Source organism: Streptomyces sp. NPDC020965 (genome assembly GCF_044333555.1).
Lineage (GTDB): Bacteria > Actinomycetota > Actinomycetes > Streptomycetales > Streptomycetaceae > Streptomyces.
The window spans coordinates 463,969-483,272 of record NZ_JBIRRE010000006.1; the positions used below are offsets into that span (position 1 = coordinate 463,969).

General features: G+C 70.6%; 19 protein-coding genes and 1 pseudogene. 7 read left to right on the forward strand and 13 right to left on the reverse strand.

What is annotated here, in order from left to right; genetic code table 11:
- Window positions 1–374: 374 nt before the first annotated feature.
- The 5 genes from ACH4S7_RS21140 to ACH4S7_RS21160 all read right to left on the reverse strand — a co-directional run bounded on the left by ACH4S7_RS21140 (window position 375) and on the right by ACH4S7_RS21160 (window position 5,315).
- Entirely contained in the window at window positions 375–1,010 is a 636-nt protein-coding gene (locus tag ACH4S7_RS21140) for an NADPH-dependent F420 reductase (RefSeq protein WP_398522747.1), read from the reverse strand.
- A gap of 29 nt (window positions 1,011–1,039) precedes the next feature.
- The gene (locus ACH4S7_RS21145) at window positions 1,040–1,192 is read right to left on the reverse strand and encodes a hypothetical protein (protein ID WP_398522748.1); all 153 of its coding nucleotides are present in this window, start codon (window positions 1,190–1,192) and stop codon (window positions 1,040–1,042) included.
- Window positions 1,193–1,290: 98 nt separating this feature from the next.
- Window positions 1,291–2,625 (reverse strand): NAD-dependent succinate-semialdehyde dehydrogenase, encoded by a 1,335-nt coding sequence (locus tag ACH4S7_RS21150; protein ID WP_398522808.1) that lies wholly within the window; start codon window positions 2,623–2,625, stop codon window positions 1,291–1,293.
- Between the two features lie 87 nt (window positions 2,626–2,712).
- Window positions 2,713–3,813 (reverse strand): zinc-binding dehydrogenase, encoded by a 1,101-nt coding sequence (locus ACH4S7_RS21155; protein WP_398522749.1) that lies wholly within the window; start codon window positions 3,811–3,813, stop codon window positions 2,713–2,715.
- On the reverse strand, window positions 3,813–5,315 hold the full coding sequence (locus ACH4S7_RS21160) for an APC family permease (RefSeq protein WP_398522750.1): 1,503 nt from the start codon (window positions 5,313–5,315) through the stop codon (window positions 3,813–3,815). Before ACH4S7_RS21160 ends, ACH4S7_RS21155 begins: the two co-directional genes overlap by 1 nt.
- A gap of 239 nt (window positions 5,316–5,554) precedes the next feature.
- Between ACH4S7_RS21160 and ACH4S7_RS21165 the strand changes: the two genes are divergently transcribed.
- Entirely contained in the window at window positions 5,555–6,193 is a 639-nt protein-coding gene (locus tag ACH4S7_RS21165; RefSeq protein WP_398522751.1) for a TetR/AcrR family transcriptional regulator, read from the forward strand.
- Window positions 6,194–6,425: 232 nt separating this feature from the next.
- Here the strand turns inward: ACH4S7_RS21165 and ACH4S7_RS21170 are convergent, their stop codons facing one another.
- Entirely contained in the window at window positions 6,426–7,310 is an 885-nt protein-coding gene (locus ACH4S7_RS21170; RefSeq protein ID WP_398522752.1) for an NAD(P)-dependent oxidoreductase, read from the reverse strand.
- A 102-nt stretch (window positions 7,311–7,412) separates the two neighbouring features.
- On the opposite strand from ACH4S7_RS21170, the gene ACH4S7_RS21175 reads away from it, so the two are divergent.
- Window positions 7,413–8,006 carry a TetR/AcrR family transcriptional regulator gene (locus ACH4S7_RS21175; protein ID WP_398522753.1) on the forward strand — a complete coding sequence of 198 codons (594 nt, stop codon included), beginning with the start codon at window positions 7,413–7,415 and terminating at the stop codon, window positions 8,004–8,006.
- A 607-nt stretch (window positions 8,007–8,613) separates the two neighbouring features.
- The gene (locus tag ACH4S7_RS21180) at window positions 8,614–9,069 is read left to right on the forward strand and encodes a DUF1801 domain-containing protein (protein ID WP_398522754.1); all 456 of its coding nucleotides are present in this window, start codon (window positions 8,614–8,616) and stop codon (window positions 9,067–9,069) included.
- Window positions 9,070–9,273: 204 nt separating this feature from the next.
- Here ACH4S7_RS21180 and ACH4S7_RS21185 read toward each other — a convergent pair whose 3' ends face one another.
- The 3 genes from ACH4S7_RS21185 to ACH4S7_RS21195 form a co-directional block, all read right to left on the reverse strand.
- On the reverse strand, window positions 9,274–9,747 hold the full coding sequence (locus ACH4S7_RS21185) for an NUDIX hydrolase (protein ID WP_398522755.1): 474 nt from the start codon (window positions 9,745–9,747) through the stop codon (window positions 9,274–9,276).
- Window positions 9,748–9,857: 110 nt separating this feature from the next.
- Complete coding sequence (locus tag ACH4S7_RS21190; RefSeq protein ID WP_398522756.1) at window positions 9,858–10,949, reverse strand: polyprenyl synthetase family protein; 1,092 nt, start codon at window positions 10,947–10,949, stop codon at window positions 9,858–9,860.
- A gap of 431 nt (window positions 10,950–11,380) precedes the next feature.
- A complete protein-coding gene (locus tag ACH4S7_RS21195) occupies window positions 11,381–12,007 on the reverse strand; it encodes a TetR/AcrR family transcriptional regulator (protein ID WP_398522757.1) in 627 nt (208 codons plus the stop codon).
- A 125-nt stretch (window positions 12,008–12,132) separates the two neighbouring features.
- On the opposite strand from ACH4S7_RS21195, the gene ACH4S7_RS21200 reads away from it, so the two are divergent.
- Window positions 12,133–12,993 (forward strand): class I SAM-dependent methyltransferase, encoded by an 861-nt coding sequence (locus ACH4S7_RS21200; protein WP_398522758.1) that lies wholly within the window; start codon window positions 12,133–12,135, stop codon window positions 12,991–12,993.
- A gap of 224 nt (window positions 12,994–13,217) precedes the next feature.
- Here ACH4S7_RS21200 and ACH4S7_RS21205 read toward each other — a convergent pair whose 3' ends face one another.
- Entirely contained in the window at window positions 13,218–13,691 is a 474-nt protein-coding gene (locus ACH4S7_RS21205) for an SRPBCC family protein (RefSeq protein WP_398522759.1), read from the reverse strand.
- Window positions 13,692–13,942: 251 nt separating this feature from the next.
- Between ACH4S7_RS21205 and ACH4S7_RS21210 the strand changes: the two genes are divergently transcribed.
- Window positions 13,943–14,197 (forward strand): hypothetical protein, encoded by a 255-nt coding sequence (locus tag ACH4S7_RS21210; RefSeq protein WP_398522760.1) that lies wholly within the window; start codon window positions 13,943–13,945, stop codon window positions 14,195–14,197.
- A gap of 10 nt (window positions 14,198–14,207) precedes the next feature.
- A complete protein-coding gene (locus tag ACH4S7_RS21215; protein ID WP_398522761.1) occupies window positions 14,208–14,789 on the forward strand; it encodes a snapalysin family zinc-dependent metalloprotease in 582 nt (193 codons plus the stop codon).
- Window positions 14,790–15,101: 312 nt separating this feature from the next.
- On the opposite strand, the gene ACH4S7_RS21220 is transcribed toward ACH4S7_RS21215, so the two are convergent.
- Entirely contained in the window at window positions 15,102–16,316 is a 1,215-nt protein-coding gene (locus ACH4S7_RS21220) for a serine hydrolase domain-containing protein (RefSeq protein WP_398522762.1), read from the reverse strand.
- 432 nt (window positions 16,317–16,748) lie between these two features.
- Between ACH4S7_RS21220 and ACH4S7_RS21225 the strand changes: the two genes are divergently transcribed.
- Window positions 16,749–17,414 (forward strand): lysophospholipid acyltransferase family protein, encoded by a 666-nt coding sequence (locus tag ACH4S7_RS21225; protein ID WP_398522763.1) that lies wholly within the window; start codon window positions 16,749–16,751, stop codon window positions 17,412–17,414.
- Between the two features lie 158 nt (window positions 17,415–17,572).
- On the opposite strand, the pseudogene ACH4S7_RS21230 reads toward ACH4S7_RS21225, so the two are convergent.
- Both ACH4S7_RS21230 and ACH4S7_RS21235 read right to left on the reverse strand, forming a co-directional pair.
- Window positions 17,573–17,872, reverse strand: a pseudogene (locus tag ACH4S7_RS21230) (ABC transporter ATP-binding protein/permease); the annotation flags it as partial.
- A 95-nt stretch (window positions 17,873–17,967) separates the two neighbouring features.
- Complete coding sequence (locus ACH4S7_RS21235; protein WP_398522764.1) at window positions 17,968–19,122, reverse strand: alkaline phosphatase PhoX; 1,155 nt, start codon at window positions 19,120–19,122, stop codon at window positions 17,968–17,970.
- Between the last annotated feature and the right edge of the window lie 182 nt (window positions 19,123–19,304).

Genomic DNA, 19,304 nt, shown 5'->3' on the forward strand with positions numbered 1-19,304 from the left:
CGGGAGCGGCCGGCGACGGTCGGTGCTCCGGGCCACCCAGGGCGGCGGGCGAACGCGGGTCCGTCCCGGGTCGTCGCGTTCGTCTTCGGCGCCTCCACGAACTCGGGACGACCGCTTGGTCGGTCGACGGCCGTCTCCCAGATCGAGACGTGTTGACGGCACTCGCTCGCCAGGAGATCGACCGTCGGGTCGATGGGGCTCGGGGCGCATATGTCCCCCTCCGACAGGTCGTAGACCGCGGCAACGCTCTCTCCGGAGTAACCGTCCTGATCCGCCATCACCAGACCGTACGGGGGTAGCCGTACGCGGTGCGCGCGACGATTTCCGGACCCGGCCGCCGAGCAGTCGGGTCCGGAGCGGACTCCGCGTGGGTGTCAGAGGAGGTTCTTGGCCTCTGCCGCCGATGGGAGGGTTTCCAGCGAGCCCTCGTGGAGATCGCCGAAGACTTCGATCCGCAGGGACTGGTCGATGCCGCCCACCTTCAGTGGGTCGAAACCCGCCGCCCGGATGAGGTCCGCCACCACATCACCGGCCTCGGTGTCGTCGGCGGCGTAGAAGCCGACCGCACGGTGTGGGGTCCGGTTGGCGGCGGTGCTCAGGGAGTCGGCCATGAGGGTGCCGAAGGCTTTGACGGGCCGGGCGCCCGGGGGCAGCAGCCCGGCGATGACCTGCCCGGACGACTCGCTCGCCGGGATGGTCTTGGTGAACCCGCCCTTGCCGTCGGGAGCGATCGGGTTGGAGGGGTCGACGACGATCGTGCCGGAGAGGCGGTCCCCGTACTGGGTGACGAGTTCCTTGATCGTGTCGAACCACACCGCGAGGATCAGGACGTCCGCGCGCTCCACCGCGTCGTCGACGCTCACAGCCGTGGCCCGCTCCCCCAGCCGCCCGGCCAGCTCCTGCGCCTGTTTGATGTCACGGCTCGCGAGAAGGACGGGTTCGCCCCCGTCCACCAGGTCGGCCGCCAGGCGTGATCCGATGTTGCCAAGGCCCACAATCGCAGTCGTCACGGTGTCGTCTCCTGAGGGGAAGGGGGCTGTCACCCATGGGTCAGTACACCGGTGCCGGGGGCGGCGGGCATGTGGGCCGTGGCCGTCCGGGTGAAGCGGGCGCCCCCGAAGACCAGAGGCGCCCGTACAAGCCGGGTGGTGCGCGGCTCCGGGCGGATGTCACGGCGGGCCGGCGCGGTCATGCCACCCACGCCGCCCCGCCCGTCCCGACGACGGCACCCGCCCCCACGCGCGCTCGGCCAGGCCCTGTCCGGGCGATCTTGTCGGACCCGGACAGGACCTAGGCGACGGTGCGGATGAGCTTCTTGTTGACGAACTCCTCCATCCCGGGCCGGCCGAGTTCCCGCCCGAACCCGGAGCGCTTCACACCGCCGAAGGGCAGTTCGGCGCCCTCGGCGCCGACGCCGTTGACGAAGACCATGCCGGCCTCGATGCGGTGGGCGACCCGCTCGGCCTGCGCCGGGTCGGTGGTGAAGAGGTACGAGCCGAGTCCGTACGGGGTGTCGTTGGCGATCCGCACGGCCTCCTCCTCGTCGGAGGCGGTGAAGACCATCGCCACCGGCCCGAACAGTTCCTCCCGGGCCGCCGGGTGCTCGGTGGTGAGACCGGTCAGGACCCCGGCCGGGAAGTGGGCGCCGCGCCGCTCGCCGGCGCTGTGCAGGGTGGCTCCCTGGGACACGGCCGCATCGACCTGGCGGGCCAGGTTCTCGGCCGCGGCTGCCGACGCCAACGGCGCACCGGTCTCGGTCGCGAGCAGCCTGGCGGTGAACCGCTCGACGAACGCGTCGTGGAGGTGGTCGAGGACCACAAACCGCTTGGCGGCGTTGCACGCCTGGCCGGTGTTGTCGAGGCGGGCGGCGACGGCGGATTCGACGACCGCGTCGAGGTCGTCGGTGGACAGGAGGATGAAGGGGTCGGAGCCGCCGAGTTCGAGGACGATCTTCTTGAGGTGTCGCCCGGCGATCTCCGCGACGGCCGCGCCGGCCCGTTCGGATCCGGTGAGGGAGACTCCCTGGACCCGGGGGTCGGCGATGACCTCGGCGATCTGCTCGTTGGTGGCGTACACATTGACGTAGGCCCCGGTCGGGAAACCGGCCTGGGCGAACAACTTTTCGAGCAGCGCGGCGGTGGCCGGGCACTGCGGCGCGTGCTTGAGCACGATGGTGTTGCCAATGGCGAGGTTCGGGGCGGCGAAGCGGGCGACCTGGTAGGCCGGGAAGTTCCACGGCATGATGCCGAGGAGTACGCCCAGCGGGCTGCGCCGGACGACGGCGCTGCCGGGGCCGGATACGACGTCGAGGGGTTCGTCGGCGAGGAATTCCTCGGCGTGGTCGGCGTAGTAGTGGTAGATGTCGGTGCAGAAGTCGATCTCGCCCTCGGCTTCCTGGAGGGGCTTGCCCATCTCCTGGACGATGCTCGCGGCGAGCTCGGCCCGGTGCTCGGTGTGCAGATCACCGAGGTGTCGCAGCAGTGCCGCCCGCTCGGCCACGGAGCCGGCGCGCCCCCAGGCGGTGGCTGTGTGGGCGGCGTCGACGGCCGCGGCCACCTCGGCGTCCGTGGCGGTCGGGTAGGTAGCGGTGATCTCACCGGTGGTCGGGTCGGTGACGGCGTACATCATGCCTCCTGGGCCTGGTCGGGGACGGCTGCGGCCATCACACCGTGGGGTGGTTGTGCGGGTGGCTGTGCCGGGTACCGGGGTGCTTCACGGCTCAAGGATCGTTCTGACACCGGTGTTCGACCGTAGATCGTCGAACGCCAACGCCGCCTCACTCAGGGGCCGGGTACGCCCGATCAGGTGATCCAGCGGCAGTTGGCCGGCCAGGTAGAGGCGGGCCAGTTTCGGGATGTCGATCTCCCCGATGCTGGAGCCGTAGTTGCAACCGAGGATGCGCTTTCCCTGGTCGGCGAGGTCGAACGGGTCGAAGGAGGCCGTCGCGCCGGTCGCCGCCATGCCCACCAGGACCGCTGCCCCACCCGAGGTGAGCATGGCCGGGAGGGTGCCGATGACCTTGGGGTTGCCGATCGCCTCGAAGGCGTAGTCCACCCCGCCGAGCTCTTCCTGGCACCAGGCGGCGACATCGGTCCCGGCGCCGTCGAGGGTGTGGGTGGCGCCGAACTGTCGTGCTGTGGCGAGGCGTTCGGGCGACAGGTCGACGGCGATGATGGGGTCGGCTCCGACCAGGCGGAGGCCCATCACGACGGAGAGCCCGACGCCGCCGGTACCGATGACCACCGCGGACTCGCCGGGTCGGACGCCCGCGGTGTTCACGACGGCGCCCACGCCGGTCGTGACGGAGCAGCCGAGGAGGGCGCCGATGCTGAAGGGGAGTTCGTCGGGGACCTTCACCGCGGCGGCTTCCGGCACGACCAGTCGATCCGTGAAGGCGCCGAGTCCCAGGTAGGGCCAGACCGGCTCGCCCCGGTCGTCCGTGAACGGGGTGGTGCCGTCGGGGAGCATGTTGGCAACGGCTTTGGTGCCGGTGCACAGCCACGCCGCTCCGGCCACGCATTTACGGCAGCGGCGGCACGGCGCGAACCAGGACAGCACGGCATGGTCACCGGGGATCAGCGAGGTGACGCCGGCTCCGACCGCGGTCACCACTCCGGCGGCCTCGTGCCCGAGGACGAGCGGGCGGTCGCTGGGCCAGTCCCCTGTCACGACATGCAGGTCAGAGTGGCACACGCCCGCTGCGTGTACATCGATTTCGACCTCGCCCGGTCCGACCGGTCGGAGTGACACGTCACGTGACTGCAATCCCGAGACGGGGTCGAAGACGATGGCGGGGGAGAGTTTCGACGGCATCAGGGTGCCTCCACCTTTTCAGTGGTCGGGGTGGCGGGTTCGGGGGTCACGGTGGCGGGGAGTTTGGTGTGCGGCTTGACGAACGCGACGTAGAGCAGGCCGATGACGAACAGGACGGAGAAGACGAGGATCACGGCCCAGACTTGGACCCAGCTTCCGTCGGCCGGTGCGAGCTCGACGCGGGGCCAGGCGATGTTGACGGCCTCGAAGAGCAGCCACAGGACCGCGATCACATTGATGACCAGGCCGGTCCTTCCCAGCCTCAGCCGGCCCGCGGCGGGGTTCCAGCGACCCGTCAGCCGGGCGGCGAGCGCCACGACCGCGACCGTGAGGAAGATGAAGTAGAAGCCGCCTGAGCCGAAGGCGATCAGTGTCGCCGCGGCGTTGCCGTTCAGTCCGAGCAGGAGACCGAGGCTGGCGAGCACGGCCGTGACGATGAGCGAGACGTACGGGATCTGGCGCGGCCCGACGGTGGCCAGCGTCGAGGAGAACGGCAACTGGCGGTCGCGGGCGAAGGCGTAGACGGCGCGGCCGATGTACGTCTGGATCGAGATGGCGCAGGCGATGAACGCGATCAGGATGAGGAGGATGAAGGGCTTCTCGCTCCATCCGCCCAGTCCCTGTGTCACGGCGGTGAAGACCGGGTCGGCGAGTGCGCCGGAGACGGCGTCCTCGGGGCTGCGCAGCGCGAGTGTCACGGCGAGCCCGGTCAGCAGGACCGTGAAGGCGACGAAGAGGTAGGCCCGCAGCAGGGCCCGGGGGACGCTGCGTCGCGGTTGCTCGGTCTCCTCGGCCACCTGCGTGGTGGCGTCGAAGCCCAGGAACGCCCAGCCGGCGACCGCCAGAGCGGTCAGGAAGCCCGTCAGGGCGGATCCGCCGGAGGCCGACTCCGCCCCCATCGTCTCGAAGAGGATCCCGAAGCCGTTGTTGTGCACGAAGAGCAGCAGGAACACACTCACCGCGATGGAGGCGACGCCCTCGGCGATGATGCCGGCGTTGAGGAAGTGCTTCACCGGGTTGACACCGAGGAGGTTGATCCCGAGGGCCACCGCGACGAAGACCACGCCGAGGCCGACATGCGCGGTGGTCGACAGGGTGCCGTCACCGAAGAGCATGTGCAGCCAGGTCGCCCCCAGGTAGGCCACGGTGGTCAGGGACGCCACGGCGGAAGCGAGGTAGATCCAGCCGACCAGCCAGCCGATTCGTGGTCCGCCCAGTCGGCGCACCCATTGGTAGACGCCGCCGGTGATCGGGAACTGGGACGACAGTTCGGCATAGACCACGGCGACCATCAGTTGCCCGAGGAAGGCGACGACGACCGCCCAGATCCACGCGGGGCCCGCGAAGACGAAGCCCAACTGGACGACGGCGTAGACCCCGACGACGGGCGAGATCGTCGCGAATCCGATTGCGAACACGGCCCAGGAGGACAGGGTCCGCTTCAGCTCCTGCTGGTAGCCGTACTCGGCGAGTTCGCCGGCATCGGTGCGAGTGTCGTTCACATGGGTCTCCTGTACGGGTGCTGCGCGCTGGTCCGCTTGTGCGGGCCGGGGTCCGTGCCGCGGATCGAGGGGGTGGCACGGTGCGCCTCGGGTGCCGGTTCGGGGGCGGTGGGCCGTTCCCCCCGGCTACGGCGGACTGTGGGACGCCGCCCTCGCGCCGCGGCTTTCCGCAGTCCCACCATCACTATTGGTCACTCGACCAATTGCCGATTGGTCACTCACTCAATAGCATTCGCTCCATGACGTCAAGAGATCCCGGCACACGAACCCGCAAGGCACCCGCCGAGCGTCGCCACGAGATCATCCGCGCCGCCGCGCAGGTCGGGCTCGCCGAAGGACTGGAGTGCATCACGCTACGGCGGGTCGCCGACGAGCTCGACGTCCAACCCGGACTGGTCGGCCACTACTTCCCCGCCGCCGACACATTGGTGGCGCAGGCATTCACCAGCGCCACCATGGCCGAACTCGACGGCCTCCTCCCCGCTGAACCCACCGGCGACGGGAACGAGGCCCCGCTGAGCACCCTGCGGCGCTTCTTCACCCTCATCGCGAGCACCGAATTCGACAATGTCAGCAAGCTCTGGCTGAACGCACGACACCTGTCGCGCTACCGCCCCGTGCTCCGCGACCACGTCATCGAGCAGGAGCTGCTCTGGTGCCGCCGCATCGAACAGCTCATCACCGCGGGCACGCGGGCACAGGTCTTCCACTGCGCGAACCCATGGGCGGCGGCCGTGCGCATCCTCGTCGCGATCGACGGAAGCAGCGCCTACATCAACACCAGCGCCGACACCCGTACCGCGCCGATCGCCGATCTGGCCCGTACCACCGCCGAGACGGAACTCGGACTGCCGCCCGGCAGCCTGGCGACCTCCTGACCCCCGACCGCCGGGCGGCAGAGGGACGGTATCCCCGGTACCGCCCGGCCGGTCGGCACCAGCGGTGTTCCCCCCGCCGGTCCCTCCCGAGGTCCACCCGCTGCACACCCGGCGTGCGCCCACCACCGTGGTACGGGGACGGGGACGGGCCAGAGGACTCCGGGGGCCGCGGCAGCGCACACCCCGCGACTACGACCCCCGGCGCCCTCACGGACTCGCTCCACAGATCAGCTCACGTCCGCGCGCCGCCCACCTGGAGGACTTCCCGCAGGCTGGTGAGGCTGCGGTCCATATGCCCCGCCGCCGCTCCACGCCGGAACACGTCGAGCACCGCTTCGGGCAGCGCGGGATCCACCCCCGCGGCGCGCACCGTGTCCACCACGTGCTCCATGCTGGCCACCCCCATGGCCAGTCGATCCACATCGCCGGTGTCGTTCCCGGCCGCGAGCCGCGGTGCGTAGAACCGGAAGAAGTCCGACAGCGAGTCCGCCACGTCCACTGAGTACGGCAGGATCTCCTCGACGGTGATGCCGTTCGCCTCGGCCAGCGCCATCGAGTGGAGCCAGGCGGTCATGCTCGTCCAGAACAGATCCATCTGGATCTGGTAGTACAGGGCCGCGAGTCCAGGGTCCTCACCCCGGTACTCCACCCTACTGATCACCTCGAACGTGTCCCGGTACGCCTCAACGAGGTCCTGGGGGCCGCTGTAGTACGCATGGCCTTCCGGGGTCCCCACCAGGGCCGGCGACACCGCCACCCCGGCGGTGAGATACCGCGCCCCGTGCCTGGCCGCCCACGCCGCGGCCTCGCGCGCCCGCTCCGGCGTATCGGAGCTGAGATTGGCGATGACCCTACCCGGCAACGCGGCGATCGCCGGTTCGAGAAGGGCGTACATCGCGGCGTAGTCCGTCAGGCTCAGGATCACCAGTTCATTGGCGGCCAGGGCCTCTTCGACGGAGGGAGCGAGCACCGCACCGCCCGCCACGAGGCCGTCCGCCTTGCTCGCGGTCCGATTCCACACGGTCACCTCCACTCCGCGCGCCAGGAACGCCCGCACCATGGCATGTCCCATCGGTCCCAGACCGATCACCGTCACCGATCGTCCAGCCACACCCATGAAGATCTCCTCCAGCAAGAACTAGAATGAACGCTCTATTCAGAGCCGTGGACAACGTAGCACAGCACTGAAACGAACGCTCTATTCGGTAAGCTGATCCGTGTGAGTACGAAGACGAAGACAGCGGCGGCCCCCGACACCCGCACCCGCATCGTCCACGCGGCCTCGTCGCTGATGCAGCGACAGGGCTACGACGGCACGGGGATCAAGCAGATCTCCCAGGAGGCCCAGGCCACGCTGGGCTCCGTGTACCACTTCTTCCCGGGTGGGAAACAGGAGTTGGCCGTCGCCGCGATCCACCACGGCGACCAGGAGTTCTTCGACATGCTGCGGGCCGCGCTCGACCGCGAGGACGACCCGGCCCAGGCCATCGCCACCGTCTGCGACACCCTCGCCGAAGGTCTGCACGCCTCCGACTGGATCGACGGCTGCCCGATCACCACGACCTCACTCGGCACGGCCGGTCGCGCTCCAGACATTCAGACGGCCGCCGCGGAGGCGTTCGCGCGCTGGCGGGGCCTTGTCCACGACAAGCTGCGCGCCTCGGGCATGAGCGAAGGCGATGCACACGACCTCGCCCACACGGTGATCAGCATGGTGGAAGGCGCCGAACTGGCGGCCCAGGTGTCGCGAAGCAAGGAACCGCTGGAGATCGCGGGCAAGCACCTGGCCCGACTGATCGCTCTCCACCACTAGGGAGTGTCTGACAAATAGCGTCGTCCACCCGAAGGGTGGGGCGCGCGGCGTCCGGTGCGTGCAATCGCAAGGCGGTGGGGGTCCCCCCGGCGAAGCCAGGGGGAGGTCGTCCTCGTACTGGACGTACTTGGATGACTCGACAACGCAGCGAGTGTGCGTGCAGGGCGTCGCGCGCCAGACGAGATTTGTCAGACACGACCTAGGGCGCGCCCGGAGGACACCCGCCCTCGCGGGACCAGGAAGCACGGATGCCAGGCCCCCCGCCTGGGGGCAGAGGCTCCCCACCGAAACAAGAAGGTCCCGGCCTCCATCAGGAGGCCGGGACCTTGGTCGAGCGCTGGGCAGGGCTTGCACCTGCATCCCCCCACAGGAAGTGGGGTGTCTTTCCTTGGACCACCAACGCCGGTCCCACAGCCGGAAGTTACGGCCGCGAGCACAAGATCAATATACCGCAGAAATCCTGGGTTCGCGCCGATGGAGGCCGGGCGGCGCGCGGGGTGCGCCCGGGAACAGGGACGGAGATCGATCAGGAATCGAGAAGCGCCGATCCCGTCGGCACGGTTAACGTCGAAGACCTCGTACCGATCACAACCAGGGAGTGACAGCGATGAGCGCGAACGCCGGCGACAAGACCACGGGAGGCTTCTCCGAACAAGAGCGTGCCGCCATGAAAGAGCGCACCGCGGAGCTGAAGAAGGAGGCGGGCCGCGGTCGCGGCGGCAAGAAGGCCGCTGAGGAGCTCGACGTGCTGTCGAAGATCGCCGAAATGGCCGCCTCGGACCGCGCGGTAGCCGAACGCATCCACGCCATCGTGACCACCACCGCCCCCGAACTGTCGCCGAAGCTGTGGTACGGGCAGCCGGCCTACGCGAGAAAGGGAAAGGTCGTGTGCTTCTTCCGCAGTGGCCAGGTCGATAAGGAGCCCTACTCGACCTTCGGTTTCACCACCGAGGCGAACCTCGATGACGGCAGTGGCCTGTGGCCCACGTCGTACGCCGTGACCGAGCTGAGCGACCAGGCCGAGAACACGATCACCACCCTCGTCCAGAGGGCCATCGGCTGACCTCCGGTCGACCTGTCCGGCAGAGCCACTGGTTCCGGAACTCCTCGATCCGCTCGTGGCGCTCACGGACTTGACCGGTGCTCGCCCGCCCCGAAGACCGCACCATCACCGCCTCGGCCAGGCCCATCGCGCGGCGCCCGTGGCGAAGAGGCCGAGGACTCCGTGAGACCGCGGGCCGGGATTCGCATGCACCAGGCGGTGGCCTCAGTGCTGGATCAGGCCGCCGACCGTGACGGGAGGGACGTGGCCGGTCGCCGGAAGGTGCTGTGCCAAGGACAGGCCGATGTCGACCAGCGATGACCGGCGCATACCTGCGACGTCGGGAATCGGAGTCCACATCGACTCGGCGATCTCACCGTCGGGCTCAGGCCGGAGGCGACCGCCGGTGATGCGGACCTGATAGAAGATGCCGACATTCTGGTGCTCTGGTCCGCCTGGGGTCGCACGTTCGGCTGCCGGGATGATCCGTGAGTCCACGCCCAGCAGGCGTTCGACCACCGCATCGCAGCCGGTCTCCTCGGCGACTTCCCGGATCACCGCGTCAAACGGGTCCTCCGCGTGCTCGACCCTGCCGCCCGGAAGCGTCCAGTTGGCCCGACCCTTCGGTGGTACGTGACAGGCGAGCAGCACCTGTCCGTCCTCGATGCACACGGCGTACGCCGCCAGCCGGAAGGTCATCCCGGCACCTCCCCGTCCGACGGTTTCTCCCGGCCCAGGATAAGCGCCTCACTCGCTTCGCCGGCTCCCCTGCCAGGGGGCCCACTCGCTGATGGGCGGTGGGGTCGCCGTCAGGAGGATCGGGTGACCGCGGCGGTCGCCATGGTTCTCAGGACGGTGGCGGCCACGGGCCGCAGGGGTGCGTGGTCGAGGGCGGCCAGCGCTTGCCCGCACCGCTCGCTGATCAGGCTCTCGACGGTGGCCGGCGCCCCGGTGTCGGTGAGGACCTGACGCATGTGCGAGGCTTCCGCGGCGGTGAGGGCCCGGTTGCCGAGGCCGGCGAGCAGAACGCGCGCCTGTGCCGGAGTGGCGCGCTGGAGAGCGGTGGCGGCCAGCACGGTGTACTTGCCTTCGCGGAAGTCGTCGAGGACGGACTTCCCGGCGCGCTCGGGTGCTCCGTACACGCCCAGCAGGTCGTCGCGGAGCTGGAACGCCTCCCCCAGCGGCAGGGCGTACGCGGAGAGTGCGGCCAGCAGTTTCGTATCGGCTCCGGCGAGCCGCGCCCCGAGCTGGAGGGGACGCTCACAGGTGTACTTGGCGGTCTTGTAGCGGATGACCCGGCGGGCGGTTGTGGCGTCGCGGCGGACGGCGGGGGCCTGTCCGGCACTGACGAGGTCGAGGTACTGCCCGACGAGTGTCTCGGTACGCAAGGCGTTCAGCAGCGGCCATGCCTTGCTGAGGTGCCCGTCGGTGGAGCCGGCGTGGGTGGTGTGCAGGAGTTCGTAGGACCAGCCCAGTGCAAGGTCGCCCAGGAGGATCGCGGTGTTGACACCGAGCGTGTCGGCGTCGGCCCGGCCCGGGTGGCGCGCGGTGAGCAGGCGGTGGGCGGTCGGCCTGCCCCGCCGCGTCTCCGAGGCGTCCATGATGTCGTCGTGGATCAGGGCGAAGAGGTGGAACAGCTCCAGCGAGGCCGCCACCCGCCAGACCGCGGGCGGCGGCGGTCGCTCGCTCACCGCCTGCCAGCCGACGACGCACAGCACGGGCCGAATCCGTTTGCCGCCCGCCGCGATCATTTCTCTCAGCACATCGACGAAGAGGACGAGTTCGGGCAGATCGGCCGCGCGGTGGAGCTGTTCGTCGAGGAATTCGCGCAGGAGGTCATCGATGGCGGCGGGGACGCGTTCGGGATCTAGGGAGGAGGGCGACGTGGTCGGGGCACTCATCAAGGGCCTTCCGGGTCAGAGGAACCGCCGCTCCCGCCGACAGGGCCGGAGGCTACGACGAGCGACCATGAATCCAGTGGCGCACATCTTCTGGTGGCCTCGCGCCCGGGCCGCGGGCGTCCAGGGCCAACGGGTCCGGTCCCCCGGGGAGGGTACGGTCCGGGCGCCGGACTCCTTCATGGGTGGCGGTGGGTCGTTCCGCTCATGGTCCGCCCGCACCGCCGCTCTCCACAGGGCGTGAACCCTGAGCGCTCGACGCACAGGTAATTCCTGAAACGCGCCGACCCAATCCGCTGATCAAATGAACGTCTGATGTCTTCGAGCCGGCCACCGTGTCGTCGGGAGAGCGGAATTCGTGGACGGGCTCGTGACGACCGCCCCTCGGGCGCCCCGAACCACCTCCCGGCGCGGGCGCCCCGACTGGCGGGGGGTCAGGGCAGCAGTTGGCGGGAGAGCAGGTCCGTGGCCCAGCGTTCCCAGCGGTCCGGGGACCAACCCTGAGTGGTGACCAGCAGCCCGTAGGTCTCCGGGCCGAGGAGCGTGAACATGATGTCGGCGGCTGACCTGACGTCGTGGCCGTCACGCAAGGGGGCACCGGTCTTGCCGGTCAGGGCGCGCGCGAAGTGGAGCTGCACGGTGTGCCGTTGCTCCAGATTGGTGCGCCAGAGCGCGGCGAGTTCCGTATCGGTTGTCGCCGCCGCGCGGACCACCTCCAGCACGGGAGCGGCACGTTCCAGTACCCTCCGGGCCCCGGCCGTCTGGCGGGCGAGCTGGCCGGCCGGGTCGGGGTCGGCGATGACCTCCCGCGCCCAGGGCCGGTCGAGGGTGGCGGCCGGATCGGCGTCCCCGGCGATCGCGATGTCGAGCACCTCCCCCAGCAGGGCGCGTTTGGTGCCGAAGGTGAAATACACGGTCTGCACACCCACTTCGGCGGCGCGGGCGATGTCCTCCACGGTGGCACCCGTCCAGCCGCGTTCGACGAAGAGCCGGGCGGCGGCGGCGAGCATACGTCGCCGGGTGCGGCGGGTCTTCTCCGCGCGGGTCAATGGTGCGGTCATCGGCGTCTCCCTCGGGCCCGCGGCCCCCGGCGGGGGGTTCCGGCTGGTGACACAGGGCGCGGCGGTCGGGGACCCGGCACCACCACTTCTCACTGTAGTGACACTACAGTGTGATTCACTGGAGTATGACTACAGTGAATTCCGGCGGCCCTGCCCACGCCCATTGGCGGGGTGGCCCCGCGCACGCGTACACCGACGCGGGCGACGCCTGGGCACACGCGGCGGACGACGTCATGGCACTGGCGCTCGGCGAGTTCGGCCCGAGCACCGAGGCGGGGGCGGCGGGGACACGGGTCCTCGACGTGGGCACCGGGTCCGGCCCCGCCGCGCTCGCCGCCGCCCGCGCGGGCGCCACCGCCGTCGGGCTGGACCGCGAGCCAAGACTGCTCCGGCTGGCCGAGGACCGGGCACGGGACACGGGGCTCGGGGACCGGACCCGCTTCGTGGTGGGGGACGCGATGTCCCTGCCGTTCCCGGCCGACGCCTTCGACGTCGTGGTCTCCACCTTCGGAGTGATGTTCGCGCCGGACCCGGTCCGTTGCGCTGCCGAACTGGTCCGGGTCTGCCGGCCGGGCGGGCTCGTGGCGGTGGCGTCCTGGACTCCCGACGGGGTGATGGGCCGTATCGCCCCCACCGTCACCCGACGACCGCCTGAGAGCTCCGCCGATGACGCGCCCACCCGCTGGGGCGACCCCGGACACGTCCTTCCCTGGTTCGACCCGCTGCCGGTGAGCGTGCGCACCCGGGTGTGCCGGGTGCGGGTCTCCTACCCATCCATCGCGGCGGCCGTCCGGATCTTCGAGAACAAGCCCGGCCCGCTGCGCGCGCACCGAGCGGCCCTGGAGGCGGCCGGCCAGTGGTCCGCGGCGCGGGCCGCGCTCGCGGCGCTCTTCGCCGACCACAACACGGCCACCGACGGCCGCCTGGTGTGGGACGTGCCCTACCTGCTGGTCCTCGGACGGGTAGCGGGCCCGGACCCGGCTTAGGGCGCCTCTCGTTGGGATCTAGCTGGGCTCGCGTGGCACCGCACGTCCCCTCGGCCCTGCGGCCTGGGGAGACCCCACGCCTCGACCCTGCGGCCTGGGGAGACCCCACGCCTGGGCCTGGCGGCCCGGGAGGTGCCCCCACGCCTCGACCCTGCGGGCCCGGGGAGACCCCACGCACCAGACCGCGCTCACTGACCCAGCCTGATCCAAACGCAAGACCCTCACTAGAGCCCGTCGGCTGCTTCGACGTATGACGCGAGGTTGGCCAGCGAGGAGGCAATGCCGGCCTCGTGGTCCGCCTGGCCGATGCCGGCGGGCACGTCGGTGGCCGTGACGGTCACCTCGGTCCCTTCATCGACGGTGGTGAGGTCCCAGGTCATCGTCATGGTGCCCGCGAATGATGGATCGTCGGCCACGAACACCGCCCGCTGCACCACACGTTTCGGCGGCACCAGGTCGGCGAACTCCACATCGACGACATCCGTCGCATCCGAAGCCTTGCCAGGGCTGTCGGAGGCGTCGAGGTAGCACAGAACCATCCGGAACCCACCACCGGGCCGGGGGTCCCACCGCTCGACCCGCCCGCTCATGCCGACCGGCGGCAGCCAGACCTCGAGGGACTCCCGGTCCAGGAGGGCGTCATAGACGGTCGCCCGTGGTGCCGCGATCAGCAGGCTGGCGCGGTCGGTCCTCTGCATGGTCCGACTCTAGGACAGAAACACCGCACCGGGCTGACGGACCGCGCGCGCATCCCCGCGGGCACGGACCCTGGGCGAATCCCGCGGGTTCAAGGGAGTGGGCACCGAGCGGCGGGAGTGCCGCCCGGCCGGTGCGGTGGACGGCGGCGCATCTCGCCCTCGGTGTGGGTGCTGCACGGGTTGTTGATGACGGTGTGGCGCTGTACCGTCTGGCACGATCGCCCGCGGCGAGGAGAGGAATGGAGTGGCGCATGCCCGTCCTCCTGGCCCGAGTTGGCATCGTGAAGGCGCACTCCGCCCAGGTGTACGACGGCGTTCCCGGCGGCGAGGACTGTGGTCCCCCCGCCTGCATCGAGCCGGGTGGCGCCCTGTGCCGCCACCGGCCATCGCAGCCGGTGGCGCGTCCGCTGGAACACCCGTGGCTCTCCATCGGCCTCGACCCATCCGCGGTCGCCGCCCTCCCCACACGCTCGGTTCCGGACGGAACCGAGGTTTCCGCTCAGTGAAGGGACAGCAATGCTGCATTACATACGGCTGGGATTAGCAAGCACCGTCGCAGCGGTCACCCTGACCATGGCACCCCCAGCGAACGCCCTGTCCGCACCGGAGCCGGTATCGACGAAGAGCGCGTCGGCCGTGGTGACGCTCCGGTACGACGACAGCCGAGCCACCGGCTGGGAGGCGGCGGTCACCGCCGGAGTCGCCTCATGGAACACAAACGTCGTTAACATTCGGCTGGTCAGGGCCGCGCCCGGCACTCGGGCCGAGATCCAGATCGTGGCCACCAGCGGCTGGCCGCAGGCCACCCTCGGTCCGGTCAGGCCAGGCGGCCGGGCCCGTGTCGAACTCGGCAGCCAGGCGGTCACTCAAGGGCACGACAAGATCCGCATCGCCGCCCACGAGATCGGCCACAACCTGGGCCTGCTGGACACCAAGCCCGGGCCGTGCTCCCAGCTCATGTCGGGCTCCAGCGCCGGCACCGCCTGCAGGAACGCGGTGCCCGACGCGGTCGAGCAGGCACGCGTCGAAGCCGCGTACGCCAATAGAGCCGCATCGCGCGTCCCGGCCGATGGCCGCATGTTGGTGGACGCGCCGTAGCCGGAAGACCGACCACAGCGCGACGGTGTCTGACCGTGAGTCGCGCGGTCAGACACCTCGTCACGCCCTGGCCCGCCGGGGGGCCGCAGCGGCAGCCGTCGTACAGGTCCGGTAGTGATGACGGAGTCCCCGCCGCGTGGGGGGATACGCGACGGGGACTGACGTGCTGGTGCCCGGGACGGAGCGGTCCATGCGTCGCGCACGGCACTCGGTTCACGGGTCGGCGGGTCGCGGCGCTCGGCGTACGGTCAGGGGTCGGTCACCGCGGGGCGCGGGATCCGCTGATTCCGTACAGCGTCCGCCCTCACGGCCTCATCTGGCCAGGACCTTCCGCTGGAGCTCGCTCCGCGGCTTGACCGTGCCACAGAACTCCGCGTCCAGGACGTTGGCGCTCACGATCCAGTCCCCGTTCTGGTTCGCGGCGAGGGAGTGGCGGCCGTCCTCGGTGGTGACGGCGTCCGAGAGGGAACCGTGCAGACCGCCGTTGTGGCCCCAGACCTTGACACCGCAGCTCGTCGCGGTGTGGCCGATGCCGAGGCCATAGCCCCCACCGGGCACATCGGGGTCGGGGACCGTGGTCTTCATCGCGGTGAGCTGCGCCTTGGGCAGCAGCTTGCCGCGTATCAGAGCACTCATGAAGCGGTTGAGGTCCCCGGTGGTCGAGACCATGTCGCCGGCCGACCAACCCCAGGTGGTGTTCTGCTCGGTGACGTCGTACGTCCCCTGCTGGGGGTCGCGGAACACCGTGGAGTAGGCCCGGCTGCTGGGTTCGGGAAGCTGTACCCGGTGCTTGGGGAGGGTGGTGGCGCGCAGCCCCAGCGGCTTGACGATCCGGTCGCGCACCTCGTGCTCGTAGCTGTTCCCGCTGACCTTCTCGATGATCAGCCCGGCCAGGATGTACCCGGTGTTGGAGTACGAGTGCCGGGCGCCGGGCGCGAAGTCCGGCCGGTGACCCATGGCGACCTTCACCAGGCCCTCCGGCTCCATGCGCTGGAAGCGGTTCCGGAGAAACCCTTCGCCCACCAGGCGATTAGCCTGGAACTGCGGGTCGTTGGTGTAGTTGTAGATGCCGCTGGTGTGGTTGAGCAACTGACGGACGGTCACCGCGCGGCCGTCGTTGCCGTTGCCCCGGACGAGCCCGGGGAGCCATTTCTCGACGCTGTCGTCCAGATCGAGCTTCCGCTCGGCCTCCATCTGGAGGAGGACGGTGGCAACGAAGGTCTTGGTGATGCTGCCGATCCGGAAGCGGTCATTCGCGTTTCGGGGTTCGCCGGTCTCCCGGTCGCCGACGCCCGCCCGCCCGTTCCACACGCCGTTCGCGTCCCGTGTCTGGGCGATCACGCCGGGGGTCCCGCCCTTGACGATGGCGTCCAACGCCTGCTGGGTCGCCTGGTGACCGCCCGGGCGAGGGGCGGAGTCCGCCCGGGCCGGGACGGCGAACGCAGTGACGGCCAGCCCGGTGGCCAGCAGTCCCACCAGGCCCGTACGAACGGTCTGTCCTGTCGTCGTCCTATGCGCTGTCGTCATGTGCTCGCTCCTTCGCTGGTCCCCATGGTCGGCCGGGGGACCGGTCGCCGCTCTTGCGTCTGCTGACGGCGGGCGCACCACCCGGGGGCGCCCCTCGGTGCGGCGGGCGCTGCCGTCGTCATGGGCAGGGACACGGCACGGTGCGGACGGGTTGACTGCCGCCCCGGGGTTGATCGACTTTCGGCCGGGCTTCCGTGACCCGGGTCCGGGGGCCGGCCGGTCAGTCGGTCGGTCGGTCGGGTGACGGCGGCCGGGACGCTCAGCTCAGGCCCGCGACGGGGCCCTCGCGCACCACCGGCCGGCAGCCGGGTGGCCGTACCCAGCTCGTCGGATCCGGATGCGGGGCGCGAAATGAGTACGCCGACTCAGGCCGGGGCGGCGCCCGTCGCCCGACGATGACGATCAACACCGTCGAGACCGGGAGAACCGCTCATGCTCAGCCGCATCGCCGACACTCTGGTGCCGCTCCTCGGTCGTCTGACGGTGACCGCCGATCCCGGGGCCGAGTTCGCGCCGGGCAGCATCATCGCCGCGAACCACACATCGCTCGCCGACCCCGTCATCGTCGTCGCCGCCCTGCGTCGGTTCGGCGTCGAACCGGTCGTCATGGCGGCCGCCGGGCTGTGGCGGGCACCCGTACTCGGCCGGGCGCTCGCCCGCGAGGGGCACATCCCGGTGGTCAGGGGCGACCGGCGCGCATCGGCGGCGCTCGACGCGGCGGCCGAGGCCCTCGGGCAGGGGCGGTTGCTGCTCATCTACGCCGAGGGCGGCATCCCGCCGCGCAGCGCGGAAACGGCCGAGGCGCCCCCCGGCACCTTCCGCAGCGGCCTGTCCCGCCTGGTCGAGCGCACCGGCGCACCCGTCGTTCCCGTGGGCCAGTCGGGCGCCCGCCGGATCACCTCGGGCAGCACAGCGAGGCAGCTCGCCGGTCTGGTCAGCGCGCCGCTGCGGCGCCCGAAGCTGCACGTCCACGTGGGCAGGCCGCTCGATCTCACCGGTGACCCGGACCAGCGCACGTCGCGGGCCAGGACCGGGGTGACGCGCGCCTGGCGTACGGCAGCCGCCCACCTCGGGGAGGGCGCCGCGCTCGCCGCTTGACCGGTGGACAGCCGGTGGGCGATGACGAGCACCGTCTTCGCCGCGACCAGCGCGACGATGGCCTGCTGGACCGCGACCTCGCTCTCGCTGTCCCGTGCCGCAGTCGGTTCGTCGAGCAGCACGATGGGGGCGTCCTTGAGAATGGCGCGAGCTATGGAGACCCGCTGGTGCTCGCCCCCGGACAGGGCTCCGCCGATCTCGCCGACACGGGTGTCGTAGCCGTTCGGGAGCCGGCTGACAAACGCGTGGACGTTGGCCGCGCGGGCGGCGGCCTCCACCGCTGCGTCGGACGCGCCGGGGCGAGCCATCGCGATAGTGGCCCGGATGGTGTCGTCGAAGAGATAGACGTCCTGGAAGACGACCGCGTCACGGCGGTAGATCTCGGTGGGCGCGAGATCCCGCAGATCACGGCCGCCGATCCGGACGGGCCCGCCATCGGGGTCCGCGTAGCGGGTCAGGCCGCGGTCTCCCGCGGCCTGACAGGGGCACCCGGCTGCCGATGACCCCCGGTGCGACTCGGATCAGGTGCGACTCGGATCGGGTATGGCTCGGATCAGGTGCGGAAGGGGCCGGTCACCTCATAGGTGATTCCGCCCGACGACGAGCCACTGGTACCGCGCTGGCTGGAGAAGTACAGCCGCGAGCCGTCCGGGGAGAAAGCCGGTCCGGTGATCTCCGACGACGACTGGCCGTTGATCCGGAGGAAGGGCGCGACCACACCGGACGGCGTGATCACGCAGATGTCCATGGTGCCGCCGTCCTCGGCGACGAACAGATCGCCGGACGAGGAGCCGGTGACATTGTCGACGCCGGTCAGCGGAGCACCCCCGCTGACCAGCGAGTCGTCATAGGCCAGCTCGTACGTGCCGCTCACGAGGTTCAGTTGCCAGACCCGGTTGTCGCCCTTGGTGGTGAACCACACCTTGTCGTCGGCGTAGTGGCAACCCTCGCCCCCGTTGAACTTCTTGGCGCCCGGCACCTGGCTACGGGTCGCCGTCGGTGAGCCGTCCGGGTCCGGGATGTCCGCCCAGCCGAAACTACCCGAGGTGGCGGTACCGGCGGTGAGCACCTGGAGCCGGCCCGAGGACAGGTCGCCCCAGGTGGTGGGGGCGAAGCGGTACAGGCAGCCGTTCGACTCGTCCTCGGTCAGATAGACCACCCTGCGGACGGGGTCCGCCGCGGCGGCCTCATGGGTGAAGAGGCCCATCGCGTCCCGCCGTACGGCCGGGTCCGTCCCCCAGGGGTCGGCTTCGTAGACGTAGCCCCGGCTGACCTCCTCGCAGGAGAGCCAGGTGTTCCACGGAGTCTTGCCGCCCGCACAGTTCTGCCGGGTGCCGGACAGGATGCGGTACGCGCCCGTGATCGCCCCGGTCGACGAGAACCGCACCGCGCCGGCCCCACCGGGGGTCACCTCCGCGTTGGAGACATAGATCCAGCCCGTACCGTCCGCGTAGCACGCACCGCCGTCGGGCGCGTTGTGCCAGGTGTACGAGGTCGAACCGACCCGCTGGCCGGAACGGGCGATGACCCGGCTGGTGAACCCGACCGGCAGCAGGATCCCGTTGGCATCGGCGGGCCGCAGAGAACCGTAGGGGCCGGGGCCCGGCTGGGCGGGATCGGCGAGGGCAGCGCCCCGCCACAGGGAGCCGCCGAACGCGACTGTCGAGGTGCCGATGACCGCCGTGCGAAGAAAGGTGCGACGTTCCATGTACCGCTCCAGATGGGCTGGTGACCGGCCCGCCGCGCCGGCCGGCGGACGGGGTCGCGCGACCAAGGAACCTACGCGCCCGCCATGACCACGGGGCCAACGCCGAGTGACCTACGACCGTCGGATTCGGGCGGGGACCCGTCTGCCCTGCCGGTCGCCGGAGTTCCATGGTTCCCCGACCA